We start from the raw sequence: 17516 nt of genomic DNA, 5'->3' as shown, positions 1-17516 counted from the left end.
AGGGAGGCCGACGATGGTCCGCAATGTCATCGGCTCGATCCTCGCTCTCCTCGGAGCGACGGCCGCCGTCTGGAGCCCCTTCCGTGCCTGGTACGACGGCCGTCACGGACGCGATTACCGCATCGCCGACCTTTTCGGCGGCATCACCCAGGCGAAACCGGACATCTGGGCCTCGCTTCTGCTGCCCTTCGCCTTCGCGGCGCTGGTGACGCTGGTGGGCCTGCTGTTGCGTTCCCGGGTGCTGGTCGCCGTCGCGGGGCTGGTCGTGCTGGGCTTCACCATCCTGTGGATGGTCCGCCAGGGCCAGGCCACGGGCAGCCTGAGCGTCGAGTCCGACGGCTCGGGCCTCGGCCAGGGTGTCGGACTGGCGGCGGGCGGCGGGGTGCTTCTGCTGCTGGGCGCCGTGCTGATGAGCGGGCGGAGGCATGTCGAGCACGAGCCGCACGAACCGGGAGGGCTCGGCCGGCGCCGCCGGCACGGGCGGCACGAGGAGCCCGAGCGGTACGAGGAGCCGTACGCCGAGCACGAGCCGCACGAGCGGAGAGGGCTCGGCCGGTTCCGCCGGCACGGGCGGCACGAGGAGCCCGACCGCCACGAGGAGCCGTACGCCGAGCCGTACCAGCAACCGCAGGGCGAGCCGTACGCCGAGCCCCACGGGCAGTCCTACGGCCAGCGGCCCTACGCGGACGACACCCGCACCGCCGAGTACCCCCGCTACGACGACCGCCCGGGCGACGGCCCCGGCGGACCGGGACCCGGACAGGGCGGGCGGGGCTAGCGCCCGCTGCCGCCGCCCCGCCCCGTCGCCGTGCCCTTCACCGCGTCGAGCGCGTACACGCACCGGTCCTTGCTGCACGCGTAGACGACGCCCGCACGCGCGACCAGCGAGCCGGTGATCTCGCCGCCGGTCGTGAGCTTCCAGCGCAGCTGGCCGCCGCTCGCGTCCAGCGTGTACAGCACATGGTCGGCCGATCCGAAGTGGAGCCGGCCGTCCGCGACGACCGGGGCACCGATGATCGGGCCCCCGGCCGGGAAGCGCCACTTCGGGGTGCCCGTCACCGCGTCCAGGGTGTAGACCGCGCTGCCGCTGCCCACGTGGATGTTGCCGTCGGCGACGAGCACCGGTTCGCTCGACTGGCGGGACTCGGTGGCGATGCGCCAGCGGTCCTTCCCGGTCGTGGCGTCGATGGCGTACACCGTGCCGAGGTAGTCCGCGAGGTACACCCCGCCGCCGGTGACGGCCGGGCCGGGGGCGAAGGCGGGCGGCGAGAGGAACACCGCCGGTGCCTCGAAGTGCCAGCGCACATGGCCGGACCTGATGTCGATGGACAGCACACGGGTACCGGCGGCCACGTACACATAGCCGTCCTCCGCCGGGGCGACGCGCACCGGCACGCCGCCGCAGGAGGCGGCGTCGCCGATCGGGTACGACCAGCGTTCGGTGCCGGTGCGCGCGTCCAGGGCGCGCAGCCGGGCGTCCTGCCAGACGTACACGGTGTCGTCGAACAGCGCGGGTCCGGCGTCCGGGGTCTCGAAGTCGGTCTGCGCTCCGGTGATCTCCCACAGCTTCTCGCCGTTGGAGGCCTCCCAGCCCTGGACGCCGCCGCCCCGGGTGCCGGTGACGACGGTGCCGCGGTCCACCTTGACGGAGTAGGCCCAGGCGTCGGTCCGGACCCGCCACCGCTCGCTGCCGTCGAGGGCGTCCAGCGCATACAGGTGCGGCCCGTCGGAGGCGTGGATACGGCCGCCCGCCACCGCCATCGTCCAGGCCACGTCCCGGGTCTTGAACTGGCGGCGGCCCGTGCCGACGTCGAGCGCGTGCACCTCGAAGGACGTGACGTAGAGCAGGTCGCCCGAGACGACCGGGGTGCCCCACACGTCGTTGGACATCCGGAACCGCCACGGCCGCCAGTGCCCGGGGCCCGCGGGCTCCTGGGCGGCGGAGGGCACGGCGACGGGCGGGCCGGTGGGCGGCGCGGGAGGCGCCGGGTGCGCCGGACCGGCCGCGGGTGCGGAGGCGGCCGGGTCTGCGCCGTTCGGGCCGGCGGCGGGGCGGCGGATCCAGCCGGTGGTCGGGCCGGCGTCCACCGCGAACGCGGCGCGCGTGTCGGCGACGCGGGGCCCCGGGCCGATCGGCAGGGGGGCGCCCGGCAGCCGTACGGGAGCGGCGGGCGCCGCCTGTCCGGTACGCGGGTCACCGCGCCGGGGGGCGGCGTCCCAGTCGCGGCCGTGGTCCCGGGCGGGCGGGGGCGCGGAAGGCGGGGCGGGCGGCGGCGCCGCCGGGGGCGGGGCGCTGGGGCGCCCGCCCCGGCGGGTCTCGATCATCGCGGTCGCCCGGGTGGGCAGCCATGCCGACGCCGTACCGCTGTCGTCGCTGCCGGAGAACAGGTGCGGCGCCAGCTGCGCCTGGAGGTCGGCGGGCGAGGGCCGCAGCGCCGCCTCCATCTGCATGCACGACTCGATCAGGGGTCGCAGCTCGTCGGGCAGCCCTTCCAGGTCCGGGCCCTCGCGCAGCAGCATGAAGACGGTCTCCACCGGGTTCGCCCCGTGGAAGGGGGCGTGCCCGGTCGCGGCGAAGACCAGGGTGGAGCCGAGCGAGAAGACGTCGCTGGCGCCGGTCACGCTGCGCGAGTCCTTCGCCTGCTCGGGTGACATGTAGGCGGGCGTACCCACGGCGACGTTGGTCATCGTCAGCCGGGTGTTGGAGACGCCGGACGCGATGCCGAAGTCGATCACGCGCGGCCCGTCCTCCACGACGAGCACGTTCGACGGCTTCAGGTCGCGGTGGACCAGTCCGGCGCCGTGGATGGACTGGAGGGCTTCGGCGATGCCGGCGGCCAGCCAGCGCACCGCCTGGACCGGCAGCGGCCCGCATTCGTTCACTATCTCTTCGAGCGAGGGCGCGGGTACGTACGCGGTCGCCAGCCACGGCACCGCCGCCCGCGGATCGGCGTCCACCACGGCCGCCGTGTAGAAGCCGGACACCGCCCGTGCGGCCTCCACCTCGCGCGTGAAGCGGACGCGGAACAGCTGGTCCTCGGCGAGTTCGGTCCGTACCGTCTTGATCGCCACGCGCCGCCCCGACGCCGATCGTGCGAGATAGACCAGGCCCATGCCTCCGGCACCGAGCCGGCCCAGCACCTCGAAGGGGCCGATCCGTCTCGGGTCGTGCTGCGTGAGCTGCTCCACTTGCCTGCCACCTCCCCGTCAGGGCCATGAGATTACGGCCCCATGCCCCCTGATTGTTCCTGTCCGGGGCGGTGGTTGCGAACCCGGGGGCGGATCGGGGTGTCTCACCCCGATCCGGACACCCTGACGGGGCTTCTCAGGCGGCCTTCGGCTCCGCCAGCACGGCGAAGACGGCGCCCTGGTTGTCGGCGATCAGGGCGATCCTGCCGTACGGGGTGTCGAACGGTTCCTCGGTGACCCGGCCGCCGAGGCGGGTGGCGTGGGCGGCCGTGTCGTCGCAGTCCTCGACCGCGAAGTAGACGAGGAAGTGGGCGGGCATCTCGGCGGGGAAGGCGTCGGTGATCACGCTGCGGCCGCCGATGGCCGTCTCGTCACTGGCCTGCGTACCGGCGGGTGACCAGACCCGGAAGTCGATCGAGGCGTCGTCGAGGTCGCGCACCTGGAAGCCGAAGACGGTCTCGTAGAAGGCGTCGACGGCGTCCTTCTCCCTCGTATAGACCTCGGTCCAGCAGAAGGAACCCGGTTCGCCCTGTGTGTCGAAGCCGGAGTGCTCGCCGGCCTCCCACAGCCCGAAGACGGCACCGCCCGGGTCCACGGCCTGGGCCATGGTCCCGAAGGAGCCGATCGGCATGGGGTCCATCACCATCTGGCCGCCCGCCTCCCGGATCCTTCGGGTGGTGGCGACGGCGTCGGGGGTGGCGAAGTAGACGCCCCAGACGGTGGGCATGCGGCCGTCCCGCTTGGGCGCGAGACCGGCGACGCGCTTTCCCTCGCTGAAGGCGTTGGTGTAGTTGCCGTACGCCTCGCCGCCCTCGTCGAACGTCCAGCCGAAGAGCTCACCGTAGAACCGCTTGCCGGCTTCGAGGTCGGGGAGCATCGCATCCGCCCAGCACGGCGTGCCCTCTGTGAATGCGGCCATGGACCTGTTCCCTTTCCGTGCATGGGCGGGGCGTGTGGTGCCCGTCACCGTCACGCTAAGGGCGCCGGGCGTTCGCCGCAGGGAAAGAAATCGCACATGTGCGCAATTATCGGGATACGGACCTGATCCTGGCCCGCATCCGCTTGGGTTGTCCACCAAAGTTTTCCACAGGCTGTTAATAAGCCTATCGGGGTGGGACGCGGTGCCGTGGTGTCCGGAAGTCGGCCGAAAAGCGCGGTTCGGACTCGAGGGGCCGGTGGGGGCGAGGCCATCCGGGCACCCGTGCTCATCCCAGTACAGACCCGGTACGGAGCCCGTCACGAAGCCTTCGGCAGACGCCCGTCACCCCATTTGCAGTCGGCCGAATCGCGCCCCGATCACCCCTCGGTAAGCTGACGGCATGACAGGACAAGTACGCACCGTCGACGGCCGCGTGGCCGGTCGACGCGGACAGGCGACGCGGCAGAAGCTGCTCGACTGCCTCAGCGAGATGCTCAGCTCCTCGCCGTACCGGGACGTCAAAGTCATCGACGTGGCCCGGAAGGCGGGCACTTCCCCGGCGACGTTCTACCAGTACTTCCCGGACGTCGAGGGCGCGGTCCTCGAGATCGCGGAAGAAATGGCCAAGGAGGGCGCCGGATTGACCGAACTCGTCTCCGGCCGCACCTGGGTCGGCAAGGCGGCCTGGCAGACCGCGGAGGAACTGGTCGAGGGTTTCCTCGACTTCTGGCGCAGGAACGACGCCATTCTCCGCGTGGTCGACCTGGGCGCCGCGGAGGGCGACAAGCGGTTCTACAAGATCCGCATGAAGATCCTGAACTCCGTCACCAACTCCCTTACGGACGCGGTCAAGGAGCTCCAGTCCAAGAACAAGGTCGACAAGGACGTCAACCCGGCGGCGATGGCGGGCTCCCTGGTCGCGATGCTGGCGGCGGTCGCCTCGCACCAGAAGGGCTTTCAGACCTGGGGCGTCAAACAGGCCGAACTCAAGCCGAATCTTGCGCTGTTGGTCCACCTCGGCATCACGGGCAAGAAGCCGACGAAGTAACACCTCACCCTGTACGTCCTGTCACGCCGACGGCGGTCCGCTTCCGACCGCCGTCGGCGTTCCCATGCATGAGGCCGGCCAGCAGCCGTTCGGCCAGCCACCGCGCCTCGGCGGTGTCGGCTCCGGTGACGACGAGGGAACCGTGGCGGGCGAGGTTGGAGGTGACGGGGGCGCCCGCGGTGAGGGTGGTGGCCAGCGAGCCGGCCATGACCCGGGGGTGGGCGAGGACCTCCTCCCACCCGTGGGGCCGGGAGACACCCGGTGGCAGGGAGAAGAACTGCGAAACCGCGCCCCGAGAAGGCGACTTGGGCAGCTGGACGGGCCGGCCCAGCAGGTCGTCCAGCCACGTCCCGTACAGCTCGAAGCCGGGGTTGCACCATTCGAGCATGGCGTGGATCCAGTCGCCGCCCTGACGGGCGTGGAACTCCCCCAGGACGACGCCCCGCTCGGTGGTCCAGCACTCCACGTGGAAGGGGCCCGTGGTGATCCCGAGGGCGAGGAGGGCGGCCCGGGTCTCCAGGACGATGTCGCCCTCGTCGCGGGCGGTGAGCGGTGCGGGCATCGCGTGTCCCGCCTCGACGAAGGTGCCGTCGAAGAGCTGCTTGGCGGTGACGGCGAGGATGTGCGGCGTACCTCCGGCGATCAGGCCTTCGACGCTGTACTCACGGCCGTGGACGAATTCCTCCGCCAGGACCAGCCCCTCGGCGTCCCTGGCGGCCCGGTAGGCGGGGCCGGCGTCCTCGGCGCGGTCGACGCGGGAGACCCCCTGGCTGTTGGAGCCGGTACGCGGCTTGACGACGACGGGGCCGTCGCATTCGGCGAGGAACGCGAGGATCTCCTCCGGACCGGCGCACAGCCGCAGGGCCGGCTGGAGGAAGCCGCAGTCGGCGAGATAGCTCCGGGCGGCGTCCTTGACCCGGATGCGGCGCACGGCGTCGGGGGAGTTGCCGGGCAGGCCGAGCGCCTGGGCGACGGCGGCGACGGCCGGGCCCGCGCTCTCCCGGTAGCCGACGACGGCGTCGACCGTATGGGTGCGCGCGTGCTCGACGGCCCAGGCGCGGCAGGCGGCGGGGTCGGCGAAGTCGAGTACGTGGGTCTCGGCGGCCCGCGCTGCCAGGTCGGGGGCGGCCGCGAGGTTCTCGGCGGTGTCCGTGAGCACGATCCGGGCGCCCCGGTCCGTGAACTGGTTCATGGCGCGTTCGCAGATGTCTCGCACGAAGCCGGTGGCGGGGGCGGCGGCACCGCCGAGGACCAGGACGTTGGTCATGGGTTCGCTTTCAGGGGCTGGTCGTGGACAGGGACGAGGGGCGGTACGGGGCGAGGGCGGGCGGCGGCCCGGTTCTCGGCGCGGGCGCAGTAGCCGGCCAGGAGCATGAAGGCGCACACGACGGCGAGGCGCCACGGGTCGAAGGTGTCCCCGAAGGCGACCTGCCCCGCGTAGGCGAGTCCCGGCAGGGTGGTCAGCAGGACCATGGCGATCGCGGGCCGGGTGCGTTGCAGTCCGACCTGGAGCAGGTAGAGCGGAACGGTGACTCCGGCGATCGCGGCCAGCGCCGTGGCGGGCAGCGAGAGTCCACCGTCGGCCGCGCCGTCCGTGCGGAGCAGCAACAACAGCCCCGCGACCGCGTAGGTGAGGTGGAAGCGGTGGGCGGTCACCCAGGCCGGCGGGGCGCCCACGTCGGCGAGGCGGCTGGAGAGCTGGGCGATGTAGGCGGCGCTGAATCCGGCGAGGAGGACCAGCACCAGGCCCGGGAGGACCGCGAGGCCGGCCGTCTCGGCACCGTCGTGGGTCAGGGCGGCGACCACGAGGGAGGCGGCGAGGAGCACGGCGGCCCGGGCCCATCCCGCCGCGGACGTACGGTGCCGGGGGCCCAGCAGGGCGACGGCGAGGGGCCCCACACCGGCCATGACGCTGTTGGCGAGGACGGCCGGCACCCAGGCGAGCGAGACGTAGAAGCCGAGGAAGGTGACCGCGGTCGCCACGTTCATGGTGAGGACCAGCCGCAGGGCCGCGGACCGGTGGGCCGCCGCGGGCGCGACCGCGCCCCCGCCGACGGCGCGCCGCGCCAGCAGGGCCCCGTTGAACAGGAGACTGGTCGCGGCGAAGGCCCCGCACGAGAACATCAGGCTGTCGCCCACGTCGACCCGGCCGGTGAGATACCCCTCGGTACCGGCCTGGAGCAGCAGTGAGGCGACGATCAGAGCGATGGGCATGTCATTCCTCGGGGCCGAGGCGGTAGAACAGGCCGGCGTCCTCCATGTCGTGGACGACATCGAGGGAGTTCCGCAGGAGTTCCTCGTCCTCGTGGACGAGGAAGGCGATGCCGCAGGCGCCGGTGGTGAGGTGGCGGTCCTTGAGCGGTTCGCCGACGGCCGGCAGGCGGTCGACACTGTGGAAGCCGGGCAGGCGGCGCAGGGTGCGCACCCCGTCGGCGGACAGCAGCACACCGGGGCGGTGGGGGCGCAGGAAGATCTTCGCGACGGCTCGCGCGGCACCGTAGGGGGCATCGAAGCGGCGGGCGAAGTCGTCGGGTCGGAGGAACCGTTCCGCGACCAGGTGCTGGTGGCTGTAGCCGAAGGCGGCGTGGTACGGGTCGGGGGCGAGTGACGGCCCCATGATGCGGGAGTTGACCTCGACGAGGCGGGGGCCGCCCGGGGTCAGCATCACCTCGGTGTGGGCGGCGCCCTCCCGTATGCCGAGCGCGTCCAGACAGCGGAAGACGTAGTCCGCCATCTCCGCCTCGGCGGGCGTGAGGACGGACCGGGAGACGATGTGGCGCAGTACGGGCGCGCCCTCGGTGTGGTCGATGCGCTCGGCGTAGACCTCGGTGAGGAGATGACGGCCGGCCATGCTGACGGTGTTGACGATGTACTGGGTGCCGGTGAGGAATTCCTGTACGAGCACCTGCTCGTTGGTCCCGCCCATGAGGTTCGTCCGGTGGACGGTCGCGCGGTAGGCCTCGACCGCCTCCTCCGGGGTGTGGCAGATGGTGCAGCCGTCGCTGCCGGCGCTGTCCCGTGGCTTGACCATGACGGGGTAGTCGTGGAGCTCGGACAGGGCCTGGCGCAGCTCCTGCTCGGTGGCGACGGAGCGGGTGCGGGCGGCGGGCAGTGCGGCCGCTTCGAGGGCCTGGACCATGAGCTGCTTGTCGCGGCGCGCGGCGGCCTGTTCGGGGGCGTGGTGGTCCAGTCCGAGCTCGTGTGCGAGGGCGTCGGCCAGGAGGACTCCGTACTCGCTGGCGGCGATGACGGCCGTCGGCTTGAGCTCGCGCAGGGCGGCCAGTGTGGTCTCGGTGCCGTGGTGCGTCATGGTGCGCGGTGAGGTGGTGTCCGCGTCGCGGGCGGCGGCCAGGTGGGGCTCGTAGAGGCTGACGAAGTCCGCGCCTTCCTCGCGGAACGCCTCGGCGAGGCGGGTTCCGGTGGAGACCGGGTTGACCAGGACCAGCATGGGTGGGGGCTCCTCGGCGGGTGGGGTGACGGGTGTGCGGCGGGGGTTCAGGGACGGACGAGCTGGGCGCCCACCTCCCGGGCGTGGAAGGCTGCGGTTCGGAGGTAGTTGACGATGGGGGTGCGCCGGTGGGCGGCGGCGCCGATGGCCCAGACGCGTTCGCCGGGGACGGACGGGTCCGGCGTGACGCGCAGGTCCTCGGTGATGTGGGCGTCGGTCCCGCCGGAGCCGTCCAGGTGGAGCGTCCCGTCGGCGCCCCAGGTCAGCCGGGGCGCGTGGTAGCCGGTGGCGCAGACGACCCGGTCGACGTGCTCCTCACGGCCGCCGGGCCACCGTACGAGCCAGCCGCCGTCCGGGCGGGGCCGGACCTGCTGGGGCATGGCGTCGGCGATGTGGAGGGCGCCGGTTGCCTGGTGCGCGGCCAGCCGGCGGGCGTTGACGGCCGGGATGGCGGAGATGTACCGGGTGATCGGTTCCCGGAACCGGCCGAGGACGTCGGCGCGCGTCTGCGGGGACCACGGAGCGGCCCACTCGTTGATGGTGTCGATGGTTTCGGCGATGACGTCCTGCCATGCGGCGGCGCCGGTGGTGGCCAGGTGCAGCTCCTCGGCCAGCCGGGCGGCCGGCGTGGAGGCGGTGCTGGTCTGGCGCCCGAGGCCGCGCCGGGGGGCGTGCCGGGACAGCGCGCTCACCAGGATCCTGGTGATCTGGGTGTCCAGGTGCGGTGAGCGGGGGTCGAGGGCCAGCCAGCGGTCGGTCTCCAGCAGCGCCTTGTCGGGCCGGCACAGCCGGGTGCGTACGGCGGGAAGGGCGCCGGACGGGGACGTCATGACGACGCGGCGGCCCGAGTCCCCGGTGAGCAGCACGAGGGCGGCGTCGATGGCGGACAGTTTGGTCCCGTACAGCAGCACCGTCGCGTCGGCGGGCAGTTCGCGCAGTCGGCGGATCGGGTAGGGGCTGGTCAGCAGCTCGGGGTGGGCGCGGTGGGGCCGCAGCTGGTCGGGGAGGCGGGGCCGGTCGAGGCCGAGGCAGACCAGGACGTCGCTGCCGGTCACCTCCCGGCCGTCGTCGAGCCGGACGGTGTAGCGGCCCCCGTCGCGGCGGACGGTACGGGCCCGGGCGGTGAGGTGGTGCGTCGTGGTGCCGCGCTCGTGGGCGGCGGCCCGGGCCTGACGGTAGCGCTCGCGGCAGTACTGGCCGACGAGGTAGCGGGGCACGAAGTCGTCACGGCCCGTCGGCCAGCCGCGCGCGGTGAGGTACGTCAGCAGGCCGGACGTGCCCTCGGGGTCGAGCGAGGTGACGTCCACGGAGGTGTTGCACAGCAGCTCCGGGTCGGTGGTGCCGAAGGCACCGCCGAGGCCGATCGGATGCGGGGCCACGAAGGTGACGGAGGAGATGCCGGGCCCCGCGGGGACACGGGTGTAGGCGCTGACGGCGTTGGCGCCTCCGCCGATGATGATGACGTCCTTGCCCACCGGTCCTGGCCTCCTGGCTCGTCGGGTGGTGAGAGAAAATCGATGGGGGTCAGAGGGGGTCCACGCCGAGGTGCGACAGGCCGTAGGTGTACCCGTCGACGAGGGCTTCCCAGGAGGCGGCGAGGATGTTGGAGCCGACACCGATGGTGGTCCACTCGTGGCCGTCGCCGCGGAGGGCGGTGGTGACGCGTGCGGTCGATCCGCTGCCCCCTGAGCCGCTGAGGAGCCGCACCCGGTAGTTGGCCATCTCGATGTCCGCGAGCGGCGGGTAGATCTGTTCGACCGCCGCGCGAAGGGCCCGGTCGAGGGCGTTGACCGCGCCGTTGCCCTCGGCGGTCGAGAGGATCCGTTCGCCCTTGGCCACGAGGCGGACGGTCGCCTCGTTGGCGTGGCTGCCGTCGGCGCGGTTCTCGGCGATGGTGCGCCACGACTCGATACGGAAGTACTCCAGCGGCCGGCCGTCGATCTCCTCGCGCAGCAGCAGTTCGAAGGAGGCGTCGGCCGACTCGTAGGTGTACCCCTTCAGCTCCCGCTCCTTGACGCGCTCGACGACCCGGCCGACCAGCTCGCGGTCGCCGCCCAGGTCGAATCCGAGCTCCTTGCCCTTGAGCTCGACGGAGGCGCGGCCGGCCATGTCGGAGACGAGCATCCGCATGGTGTTGCCCACGCGCTCGGGGTCGATGTGCTGGTACAGGTCGGGGTCGACCTTGATGGCGGAGGCGTGCAGGCCCGCCTTGTGGGCGAAGGCGGAGACACCGACGTACGGCTGGTGGGTGGAGGGGGTCAGGTTGACCACCTCGGCGATGGCGTGCGAGACCTGCGTCATACGGGCGAGGCCACCCGGAGGCAAAACGTTTTTTCCGTACTTCAGCTCCAGCGCGGCGACCACCGGGAAGAGGTTGGCGTTGCCCACGCGCTCGCCGTAACCGTTCGCCGTGCACTGCACGTGCGTGGCACCCGCCTCGACGGCGGCGAGGGTGTTGGCGACGGCGCAGCCGGAGTCGTCCTGGGCGTGCATGCCGAGGCGGGCGCCGGTGTCGGCGAGGACGGCGGAGACCACTTCCTGGACGCGGGCCGGCAGCATGCCGCCGTTGGTGTCGCACAGGACGACCACCTCGGCGCCCGCCTCGTGGGCGGTCCGCACGACGGACTCGGCGTACTCCGGGTTGGCCCGGTACCCGTCGAAGAAGTGCTCACAGTCCACGAAGACCCGGCGGCCCTCCTGACGCAGGTACGCGACGGTGTCCGCGACCATCGCGAGGTTCTCGTCCAGGGTCGTCCGCAGGGCCAGCTCGACATGCCGGTCGTGCGCCTTGGCCACCAGCGTGATCACCGGGGCGCCGGAGTCGAGGAGCGCCTTGACCTGTAGGTCCTCGGCGGCGGTGGCGCCGGCCCGGCGGGTGGCGCCGAAGGCGACGAGCTGCGCGTGCTGGAACCGGATCTCCTCCCGGGCCCGCGCGAAGAACTCGGTGTCACGCGGGTTGGCGCCGGGCCAGCCGCCCTCGACGAAACCCACGCCGAAACCGTCGAGGAGCCGGGCGATGGTCAGCTTGTCGTCGACGGACAAGCTGATGCCCTCCCGCTGGGCGCCGTCGCGCAGCGTCGTGTCGAAGACGTGGAAGTCGTCGGCCGGGGTCCCCCCGGCGACGGGCGCCGCAGCCGGGGAAGGGGTGTTGAGCCACTCGTCGTCCGCCATGGGCCCCCCGTCGTGGTGTGCCATGTGATCTCCTTCCTCGCGTTCTCCGTGGTGGCCGTGCTCGTCGTGCGCTTCCTGCTCTGCGCGTCCTGGTGCTCTGCGCGTCCCTGGTGCTCTGCGCGTTCCTCGCGTTCACGTTCTTCGCGTTTACGTTTTTCGCGTTCGCGTTCCTCGCGTTCGCGTTCCTCGGAGCGGACCGCGCCGGCCGCGCCGCTGGGGGCGCGGCCGGCGCATCACTTCAGAGCTGCTGCCAGGCCGCGGCCAGCCGCTCCTCCGCGTACCGGCTGGGCACGCCCGCCACGATCCGCGCCAGCACCTCGTAGATCACGACGCTGCCCTCGGCCACCGACTCGGCCTTGGCGAGGGTCTTCTGCAGCCGGTAGAGCTGGGTGAACGCCTGCTTGGTGTCCTGGCGCCGGAGGAGCCCCTTGATCTGGGCCGCCGCCTTCGCGGTGGCCGGGTCGGCGTCGCCGTCCGAGGGCACCACGCCGGCGATGCGCTCATGGGCGTCCAGGAACCGCTGCGCCGCCTCCAGTTGCGGCGCCTTGACCGCGAGGGACTCCGTGACGCCCGCCGCGGTCAGCAGCGCCAGGCCGAGCACCGGGGCGTCCACCCCGTCGGTGGCGCCGGTGACCGGGCCCACCATGGTGACCTCGGGGGCGTGCTCGTGGACCGGTCCGAGGCCGGGCTCCGCGAGCATCAGGCGCAGGGCCAGCAGGTCGGTCTCGACGGTCGTGGACGCGGCGACCACGGCGAGCGAGGCCTGCCGCACCCGCGGGTCGGCGGCGGCCAGCGCCGGTGACACCGACAGCCGGACCGGGGTGCCGGTGTCCTGGCCGTCGCCCGCCGCGGTACGCCGCTCCGGCTGCCATCCGAGCTTGGCCGGGCCGTCCTCGCCGAACGTGGCCACGGGGAACGAGCCGGCACCGATGTCGGTGTGCTCCACGGCCAGGCCCCGCTCGGACAGGATCCGGAAGTACGCGGCGCGCGCCTCGGCGAAGTCCAGGCCGTCGGTGGTACCGGTGCGGATGGCCCGGCCGGTCTTGACGACCGGCGGGTTCAGCCAGTTCGCGGGGGCCTCGTCGTAGTCCTGGGGCGCGAGGGCGAAGCGGATCGGCAGGCCGACGGACCGCCCGAAGGCGAGGTCGACGGCGTCATGGCCGGGGTTGACCAGGACCGCCCCCGTGCCGAACTCGGGCTTGACCCAGTCGGCCACCCAGATGGGCAGCAGATCGCCGGTCAGCGGGTGGCGGCAGTACCGGCCGGTGAACGCGGCGTCGCGGCCGGAGGGGAGGCCGTCGCTGAGGGGGTGGCCCGGGTGGACGGCGACGGCGCAGGCGGCGGGGCTGGGCGACCAGTCGGTGATGAAGACCTGGAGCGGCCCGGTGGTGTCCGCGGCGGGCTTCTCCAGGGGGAAGGTGAAAAGGGCCCCGGGGGTGCGGCGCAACGTCTTGCGCTGGCGGGAGGCCGGCGACTGCGGCCAGTTGCCGTCCTCCTCGGCCCCGACCCGCCCGCGGGCCGCTTGCGTCGGTACGTAGCGGACGGCTTCGTCGGCGTTCCGGGGGTCACCGACCACGCCGGCCGCGGCGGCCAGGGCCCCCAGGGCCTCGGCGGGGTCGCCCGGTCCGTACATGACGTCGCTGGTGCCACCGTCGTAGGTGGCGAGCCTGCTGATGAAGGCAGCGTGGCTGCGGCAGCGCTGTGCGACCGCCGGCGCTTGCGACTCTCCGAGGGACAGAACGATGTGATTCACGCGTACCTCCATGGTGCTCTTGCGTTTCTCCCGTAGTTAACGCCCGCCTGGCCGCGCGGGACATGGTGGGCCGTCAACCAGGGCTCTGCGCCGCGTAGTCGGACCGTTCCGGTCCGACCGCGACAGGCTGCGCGTCCGCTGCCGTGGGCGCGGGACGGTGTTCCGGGGGGCCCTCGACGACCAACTGCCCGACGCCGAGCCGACGCAGCAGCGGTGCCGCCATGAAGGTGGTGATCAGAGCCATCAGGACCATGGCGGTGAAGAGGGTCTCGGTGATGACGCCGAGTTGCAGACCCACGGTGAGGATGACGATCTCCGTGAGTCCCCGGGTGTTCATCAGCACACCGATGACGGTGGAGTCCCTCCACGACTCGCCGGTGAGCCGGGCGGTGACCGTGGCGCCGCCCAGCTTGCCGGCGATGGCGACCGCGGTCAGCAGGGCCGTGATGCCCCAGAAGTACCAGGAGTTCAGGGCGTCGATGCGGGTGGTGACGCCCACGGTCATGAAGAACACGGGCAGCAGCAGCTGGGAGACCACCGCGTCGAGCCGGTGATGGACCTCGGTACGCCACGCCTGCCGGCGCGGCATGATCACCCCGGCGAGGAAGCCGCCGAAGATCGCGTGGATTCCGATGAGCTCGGTGATCCAGGCGCTCATCAGCACGATGGACAGCACCGCCCACAGCGGCGGGCGCCGGTCGGCGAGCAGCGGCCGGACGACGAAGAGCATGAGGCAGACGTAGGCGATGGCCAGGGTCAGCGTCAGCAGCGCCTGAAGGACACCGGCCGAGCCGACGACCGCGACGACCACGGCGAGCAGGCACCACGCGGTGACGTCGTCGACCGCGGCGCAGGCGATGGTGAGCACCCCGATACGGGTGCGGTGCAGGCCCGTCTCCAGCAGCAGCCTGGCCAGTACGGGGAAGGCGGTGATGGACATGGCGGCGCCGAGGAACAGGGCGAAGCCCAGTACCCCTCCCCCGCCGCCGTCGCCGCCCATCCGGGGATACAGCCACAGGGCCGTCCCGGCACCGAGCAGCAGGGGCAGCAGCACCGACACCTGGCTGATGGCGACCGCCTTGCGGCCCTGTCCGCGCAGGGCGGACCACTCGATCTCCAGACCGAGCAGGAACATGAACAGGACGAGGCCCAGCTGGGCCAGTACGTTCATCGCCCCGAGGACCTGGGAGGGGAAGACGTACGCGTGGGCCTGCGGCCACAGCAGTCCCAGGAGGCTTGGACCGAGGGCGATGCCGGCGACGATCTCGCCGAGCACCCGCGGCTGCCCCATGCGCGCGGCGAGCCGTCCCGCCAGCTGCGCGGCGACGACGATGAGGCACAGGGCGGGCAGCGCGTGGAGGATCACCTCCCCGCTCGTCATGGGCGCGCTCATGAGACGGACACCGCCTCGCAGGGCACCGTCTCGTCCGTGACGGCGCGCATGAACCCGGCCATCGCGGGCACGGCCTCCGTGTCGGTGAACAGCCCGTAGTGGCCGCCGCTGTGCTCGACCGTGAGGCGGGCTCCGGTGACCAGTTCGGCCGCGCGGGCGGAGTTGCGGTACGAGACCATGCGGTCGTCGGTGCGGGCGGTGAGCAGGACGGGGCAGGTGATCCGCGACCAGGCGGCGAGGGGGTCGTAATCGCAGGCGGAGCGGATGGCGTGGGCGTAGCGGACCAGGTCCATGGTGGTGCCGCGGTAGGGCAGGGTGAGCTGTTCGACCAGCTCGGTGCTGCTGCCCAGCAGACCCATGACCTGCGCTTCGTTGCCGCGGGGCCGGGTCAGTTCGTGGTAGCGCTCCCCCGCGGCCGGGTCGGCGACGATCTCGCCGCACATCTCGAACATGGCGTTGCCCATGGGCCCGCCGGGTACCCCGTTGAACAGGTACGCGCCGTCCACGGAGGTCAGGGACAGGGCCGGGCCGTCGTCGAGCCCGGCCATGGCGAGGGCGACGGAGGCGCCGGTGCACCAGCCGGCGAGGTGGGCGGCCGTCACGCCCAGGTGGTCGAGGACGGCCAGCCCGTCCGCGACGTGGTCGGCGAGCCGGGAGTCGTCGGGGCGGCGGCCGGGGCCGGGACTGCCGCGCAGTTCCCAGGTGACGAAGTCGAGGCCCTCGGCGGCGAACTGCCGGGCCATGTCGTCGAGGAGTTCGATGGGCATGCCCACCGCGTTGACGAAGAGGACGGTCTCGGCGGTGGCGGCGGTGGCGCGGTGCGGGAGCGGCTCACCCCGCAGGATTCTCAGCCGCAGGCCGTCCCGCTCGACGCTCTCATGAAGCACTGCGCAACTCCCGGAGTGCTTCGGCGATCCTGACGATGCCCTCGCCGATGACGGATTCGTCCGCGCTCAGGCTGATACGGAAGCACTGCTTCCCGTGGTTGGCCAGGCGGGCGGTGTAGAGGGGGTCCACGAAGAAGTGGCGGCCGGGCACGATGAAGACGCGCTTGGTCTTCAGCTGCCGGTACAGCGCCATGTCGTCGAACCAGGCGTGGTTGATCCACAGCCAGCAGAACATGCCGCCCTCGCTGCTGTGCAGCCGCCAGTCCATGTCGTCGGGGAGCAGTTCGGTCAGCAGCTTCTCCGCCGTCTGGCGTCGGTCGCGGTAGAAGGGGCTGATCACTTCGGTGGCCATGTCCTGGAGCCGGCCCGTGGTGAGGGCGCGGGCGGCGACGTTCTGGGCGAGTTGCGGGGCGTGCAGCGCCGAGTTGGCCAGGAAGGACACCATCGCGTTGATGTGGTGGGCGGGGCCGATGGCGAAGCCGATGCGCTCCCCGGGCAGGCCGGCCTTGGACAGCGTGAAGCAGTTGATGACGTGTTCGTCCCAGGCCGGGGCGGTGGCCGTCGCGGCGATCTGGGGGAAGGGCGCCCCATACGCGTGGTCGATGATCAGGGGGACGTCGCGCCGGCGGGCGACGCCGATGAGACGGTCGAGTTCGGCGCTGTCGATGCTCCGCCCGGTGGGGTTGCTGGGGCTGGAGAGCAGCATCATGCCGATGCCGTTGCGCTGCTGAAGGGCGTCGAAGTCGAAGGCGTAGCGGAAGGACCGGTCCTCGCCCTGCTCGATTCTGGGCGGGACGCCGGAGATGCCCCCGGAGTGCATGCACAGGCCCTGGTAGCCGGTGTAGTCGGGGGTCATGGGCAGGACGATCTGCTGTGTTCCGTCCACGGCGGGTCCGGTGAACAGGGCCGCGGCGATGAAGCACAGCATCTGGCTGCCGGGGCCGATGACGACGTTCTCCGCGGTGATGCCCCACCCGTAGCGGGTGTTGAATTCCGCGACGATCGCGTCGACCAGTGCCGGGGCGCCGCGCGAGGGGCCGTAGAGGCAACTCGCGGTGGTGAAGTCGTCGGCCAGGGACTCGGCCGTCAACTGCTGCCAGGTGGCCTGTACTTCGCTGATGAGCGCCGGGTTGCCGATGCTGAGGTTGAGCCAGCCGGACGCGCCGCCGGTGTCGGACGTCGTGGTGGCGATGTCCTCCATGATGCTGCGCAGGCCGGATACCTTCGCCATTTTCGTGCCGCTCAGTGACAGTCCCATGTGTGCCCTCCTTGTCGGGTGGGGTGCGGCATGAAGGGGGCGGCCGGGGCGCCGCCCCCTTCGAGCCATCGGCTAGGCGGCGGTGGGCGCCTGCGCCAGGTGGGCGGATATCTCGGCCACCGTGGGGTTGCGGAAGAGCTCGTCCATGGGGACCTCGATGCCGATCTCCTGCTGGATGGCCGCCTGGACGCGGGTCATGATCAGCGAGTGGCCGCCGAGCTCGAAGAAGTCGTCGGTGTCGGAGAAGTCGTCGAGGTTGAGCTCACGCGCCCAGATCTGGTGGATCCGCTCGTTCAGCACGTCATGGTCCTTTCTGTACGGGAAAGCCGGGTCGGATGCTGTGGGTGGGGTACGAGCTAGGGTCTTTCGTTTGGATCAGGCTGGATCAGGGAGTGGCGTCTGGTGCCGTGCATCGCAAGGCGGAGGAGGGAGCCACTGCGGAGCATTGGC

The 17516-nt window shown here is 72.1% G+C and carries 14 protein-coding genes; 2 read left to right on the top strand and 12 right to left on the bottom strand.

The genetic code is table 11. From position 1 onward, the window contains the following. The first annotated feature begins 13 nt into the window (after window positions 1-13). Window positions 14-778, top strand: a complete 765-nt coding sequence (locus ABT360_RS06240) for a hypothetical protein (RefSeq protein ID WP_351811518.1) — start codon at window positions 14-16, stop codon at window positions 776-778. Here the strand turns inward: ABT360_RS06240 and ABT360_RS06235 are convergent. Together ABT360_RS06235 and ABT360_RS06230 are read right to left on the bottom strand one after the other, a co-directional pair. Beyond that, on the bottom strand, window positions 775-3189 hold the full coding sequence (locus tag ABT360_RS06235) for an outer membrane protein assembly factor BamB family protein (RefSeq protein WP_351811516.1): 2415 nt from the start codon (window positions 3187-3189) through the stop codon (window positions 775-777). The two genes, ABT360_RS06240 and ABT360_RS06235, sit on opposite strands and share 4 nt — an antisense overlap. A gap of 136 nt (window positions 3190-3325) precedes the next feature. Then, a complete protein-coding gene (locus tag ABT360_RS06230; protein WP_351811512.1) occupies window positions 3326-4108 on the bottom strand; it encodes a VOC family protein in 783 nt (260 codons plus the stop codon). 400 nt (window positions 4109-4508) lie between these two features. Between ABT360_RS06230 and ABT360_RS06225 the strand changes: the two genes are divergently transcribed. Beyond that, a complete protein-coding gene (locus ABT360_RS06225) occupies window positions 4509-5156 on the top strand; it encodes a TetR family transcriptional regulator (RefSeq protein ID WP_351811509.1) in 648 nt (215 codons plus the stop codon). 4 nt (window positions 5157-5160) lie between these two features. On the opposite strand, the gene ABT360_RS06220 is transcribed toward ABT360_RS06225, so the two are convergent. From ABT360_RS06220 to ABT360_RS06175, 10 genes are all read right to left on the bottom strand, one after another. After that, window positions 5161-6423: an ATP-grasp domain-containing protein gene (locus ABT360_RS06220; protein WP_351811506.1), complete on the bottom strand. Its 1263-nt coding sequence runs from the start codon at window positions 6421-6423 to the stop codon at window positions 5161-5163. Further along, on the bottom strand, window positions 6420-7370 hold the full coding sequence (locus tag ABT360_RS06215; protein WP_351811503.1) for a hypothetical protein: 951 nt from the start codon (window positions 7368-7370) through the stop codon (window positions 6420-6422). The genes ABT360_RS06220 and ABT360_RS06215 overlap by 4 nt, the downstream gene beginning before the upstream one ends. 1 nt (window position 7371) lies before the next feature. Continuing rightward, window positions 7372-8604: an ATP-grasp domain-containing protein gene (locus ABT360_RS06210; protein WP_351811499.1), complete on the bottom strand. Its 1233-nt coding sequence runs from the start codon at window positions 8602-8604 to the stop codon at window positions 7372-7374. Between the two features lie 47 nt (window positions 8605-8651). After that, window positions 8652-10079, bottom strand: coding sequence for an FAD/NAD(P)-binding protein (locus ABT360_RS06205; protein WP_351811497.1), 1428 nt, complete (start codon window positions 10077-10079; stop codon window positions 8652-8654). A 49-nt stretch (window positions 10080-10128) separates the two neighbouring features. Further along, complete coding sequence (cimA, locus tag ABT360_RS06200) at window positions 10129-11775, bottom strand: citramalate synthase (protein ID WP_444852188.1); 1647 nt, start codon at window positions 11773-11775, stop codon at window positions 10129-10131. 238 nt (window positions 11776-12013) lie between these two features. After that, a complete protein-coding gene (locus ABT360_RS06195) occupies window positions 12014-13528 on the bottom strand; it encodes a hypothetical protein (RefSeq protein ID WP_351811491.1) in 1515 nt (504 codons plus the stop codon). Between the two features lie 73 nt (window positions 13529-13601). Beyond that, on the bottom strand, window positions 13602-14909 hold the full coding sequence (locus ABT360_RS06190) for a cation:proton antiporter (protein WP_351811488.1): 1308 nt from the start codon (window positions 14907-14909) through the stop codon (window positions 13602-13604). Between the two features lie 8 nt (window positions 14910-14917). Next, window positions 14918-15808, bottom strand: coding sequence for an alpha/beta fold hydrolase (locus tag ABT360_RS06185; protein WP_351811484.1), 891 nt, complete (start codon window positions 15806-15808; stop codon window positions 14918-14920). After that, window positions 15798-17066 carry a valine--pyruvate transaminase gene (locus tag ABT360_RS06180; protein WP_351811481.1) on the bottom strand — a complete coding sequence of 423 codons (1269 nt, stop codon included), beginning with the start codon at window positions 17064-17066 and terminating at the stop codon, window positions 15798-15800. The genes ABT360_RS06185 and ABT360_RS06180 overlap by 11 nt, the downstream gene beginning before the upstream one ends. 72 nt (window positions 17067-17138) lie before the next feature. Further along, entirely contained in the window at window positions 17139-17366 is a 228-nt protein-coding gene (locus tag ABT360_RS06175) for an acyl carrier protein (RefSeq protein ID WP_351811478.1), read from the bottom strand. Window positions 17367-17516: the final 150 nt, after the last annotated feature.

The organism is Streptomyces sp. NPDC000229 (genome assembly GCF_040300825.1).
In the GTDB taxonomy this organism is placed as follows: domain Bacteria; phylum Actinomycetota; class Actinomycetes; order Streptomycetales; family Streptomycetaceae; genus Streptomyces.
The sequence above is the reverse complement of the archived record's forward strand: the minus strand, read 5'-3'. Positions and strand labels throughout refer to the sequence as shown.

Excerpts from the sequence above, each read along its gene's own strand:
- ABT360_RS06240 (WP_351811518.1), top strand. The coding sequence starts at position 14 with ATGGTCCGCAATGTCATCGGCTCGATCCTCGCTCTCCTCGGAGCGACG.
- ABT360_RS06230 (WP_351811512.1), bottom strand. The coding sequence starts at position 4,108 with ATGGCCGCATTCACAGAGGGCACGCCGTGCTGGGCGGATGCGATGCTC.
- ABT360_RS06225 (WP_351811509.1), top strand. The coding sequence starts at position 4,509 with ATGACAGGACAAGTACGCACCGTCGACGGCCGCGTGGCCGGTCGACGC.
- ABT360_RS06220 (WP_351811506.1), bottom strand. The coding sequence starts at position 6,423 with ATGACCAACGTCCTGGTCCTCGGCGGTGCCGCCGCCCCCGCCACCGGC.
- ABT360_RS06215 (WP_351811503.1), bottom strand. The coding sequence starts at position 7,370 with ATGCCCATCGCTCTGATCGTCGCCTCACTGCTGCTCCAGGCCGGTACC.
- ABT360_RS06210 (WP_351811499.1), bottom strand. The coding sequence starts at position 8,604 with ATGCTGGTCCTGGTCAACCCGGTCTCCACCGGAACCCGCCTCGCCGAG.
- cimA (WP_444852188.1), bottom strand. The coding sequence starts at position 11,775 with ATGGCGGACGACGAGTGGCTCAACACCCCTTCCCCGGCTGCGGCGCCC.
- ABT360_RS06190 (WP_351811488.1), bottom strand. The coding sequence starts at position 14,909 with ATGACGAGCGGGGAGGTGATCCTCCACGCGCTGCCCGCCCTGTGCCTC.
- ABT360_RS06180 (WP_351811481.1), bottom strand. The coding sequence starts at position 17,066 with ATGGGACTGTCACTGAGCGGCACGAAAATGGCGAAGGTATCCGGCCTG.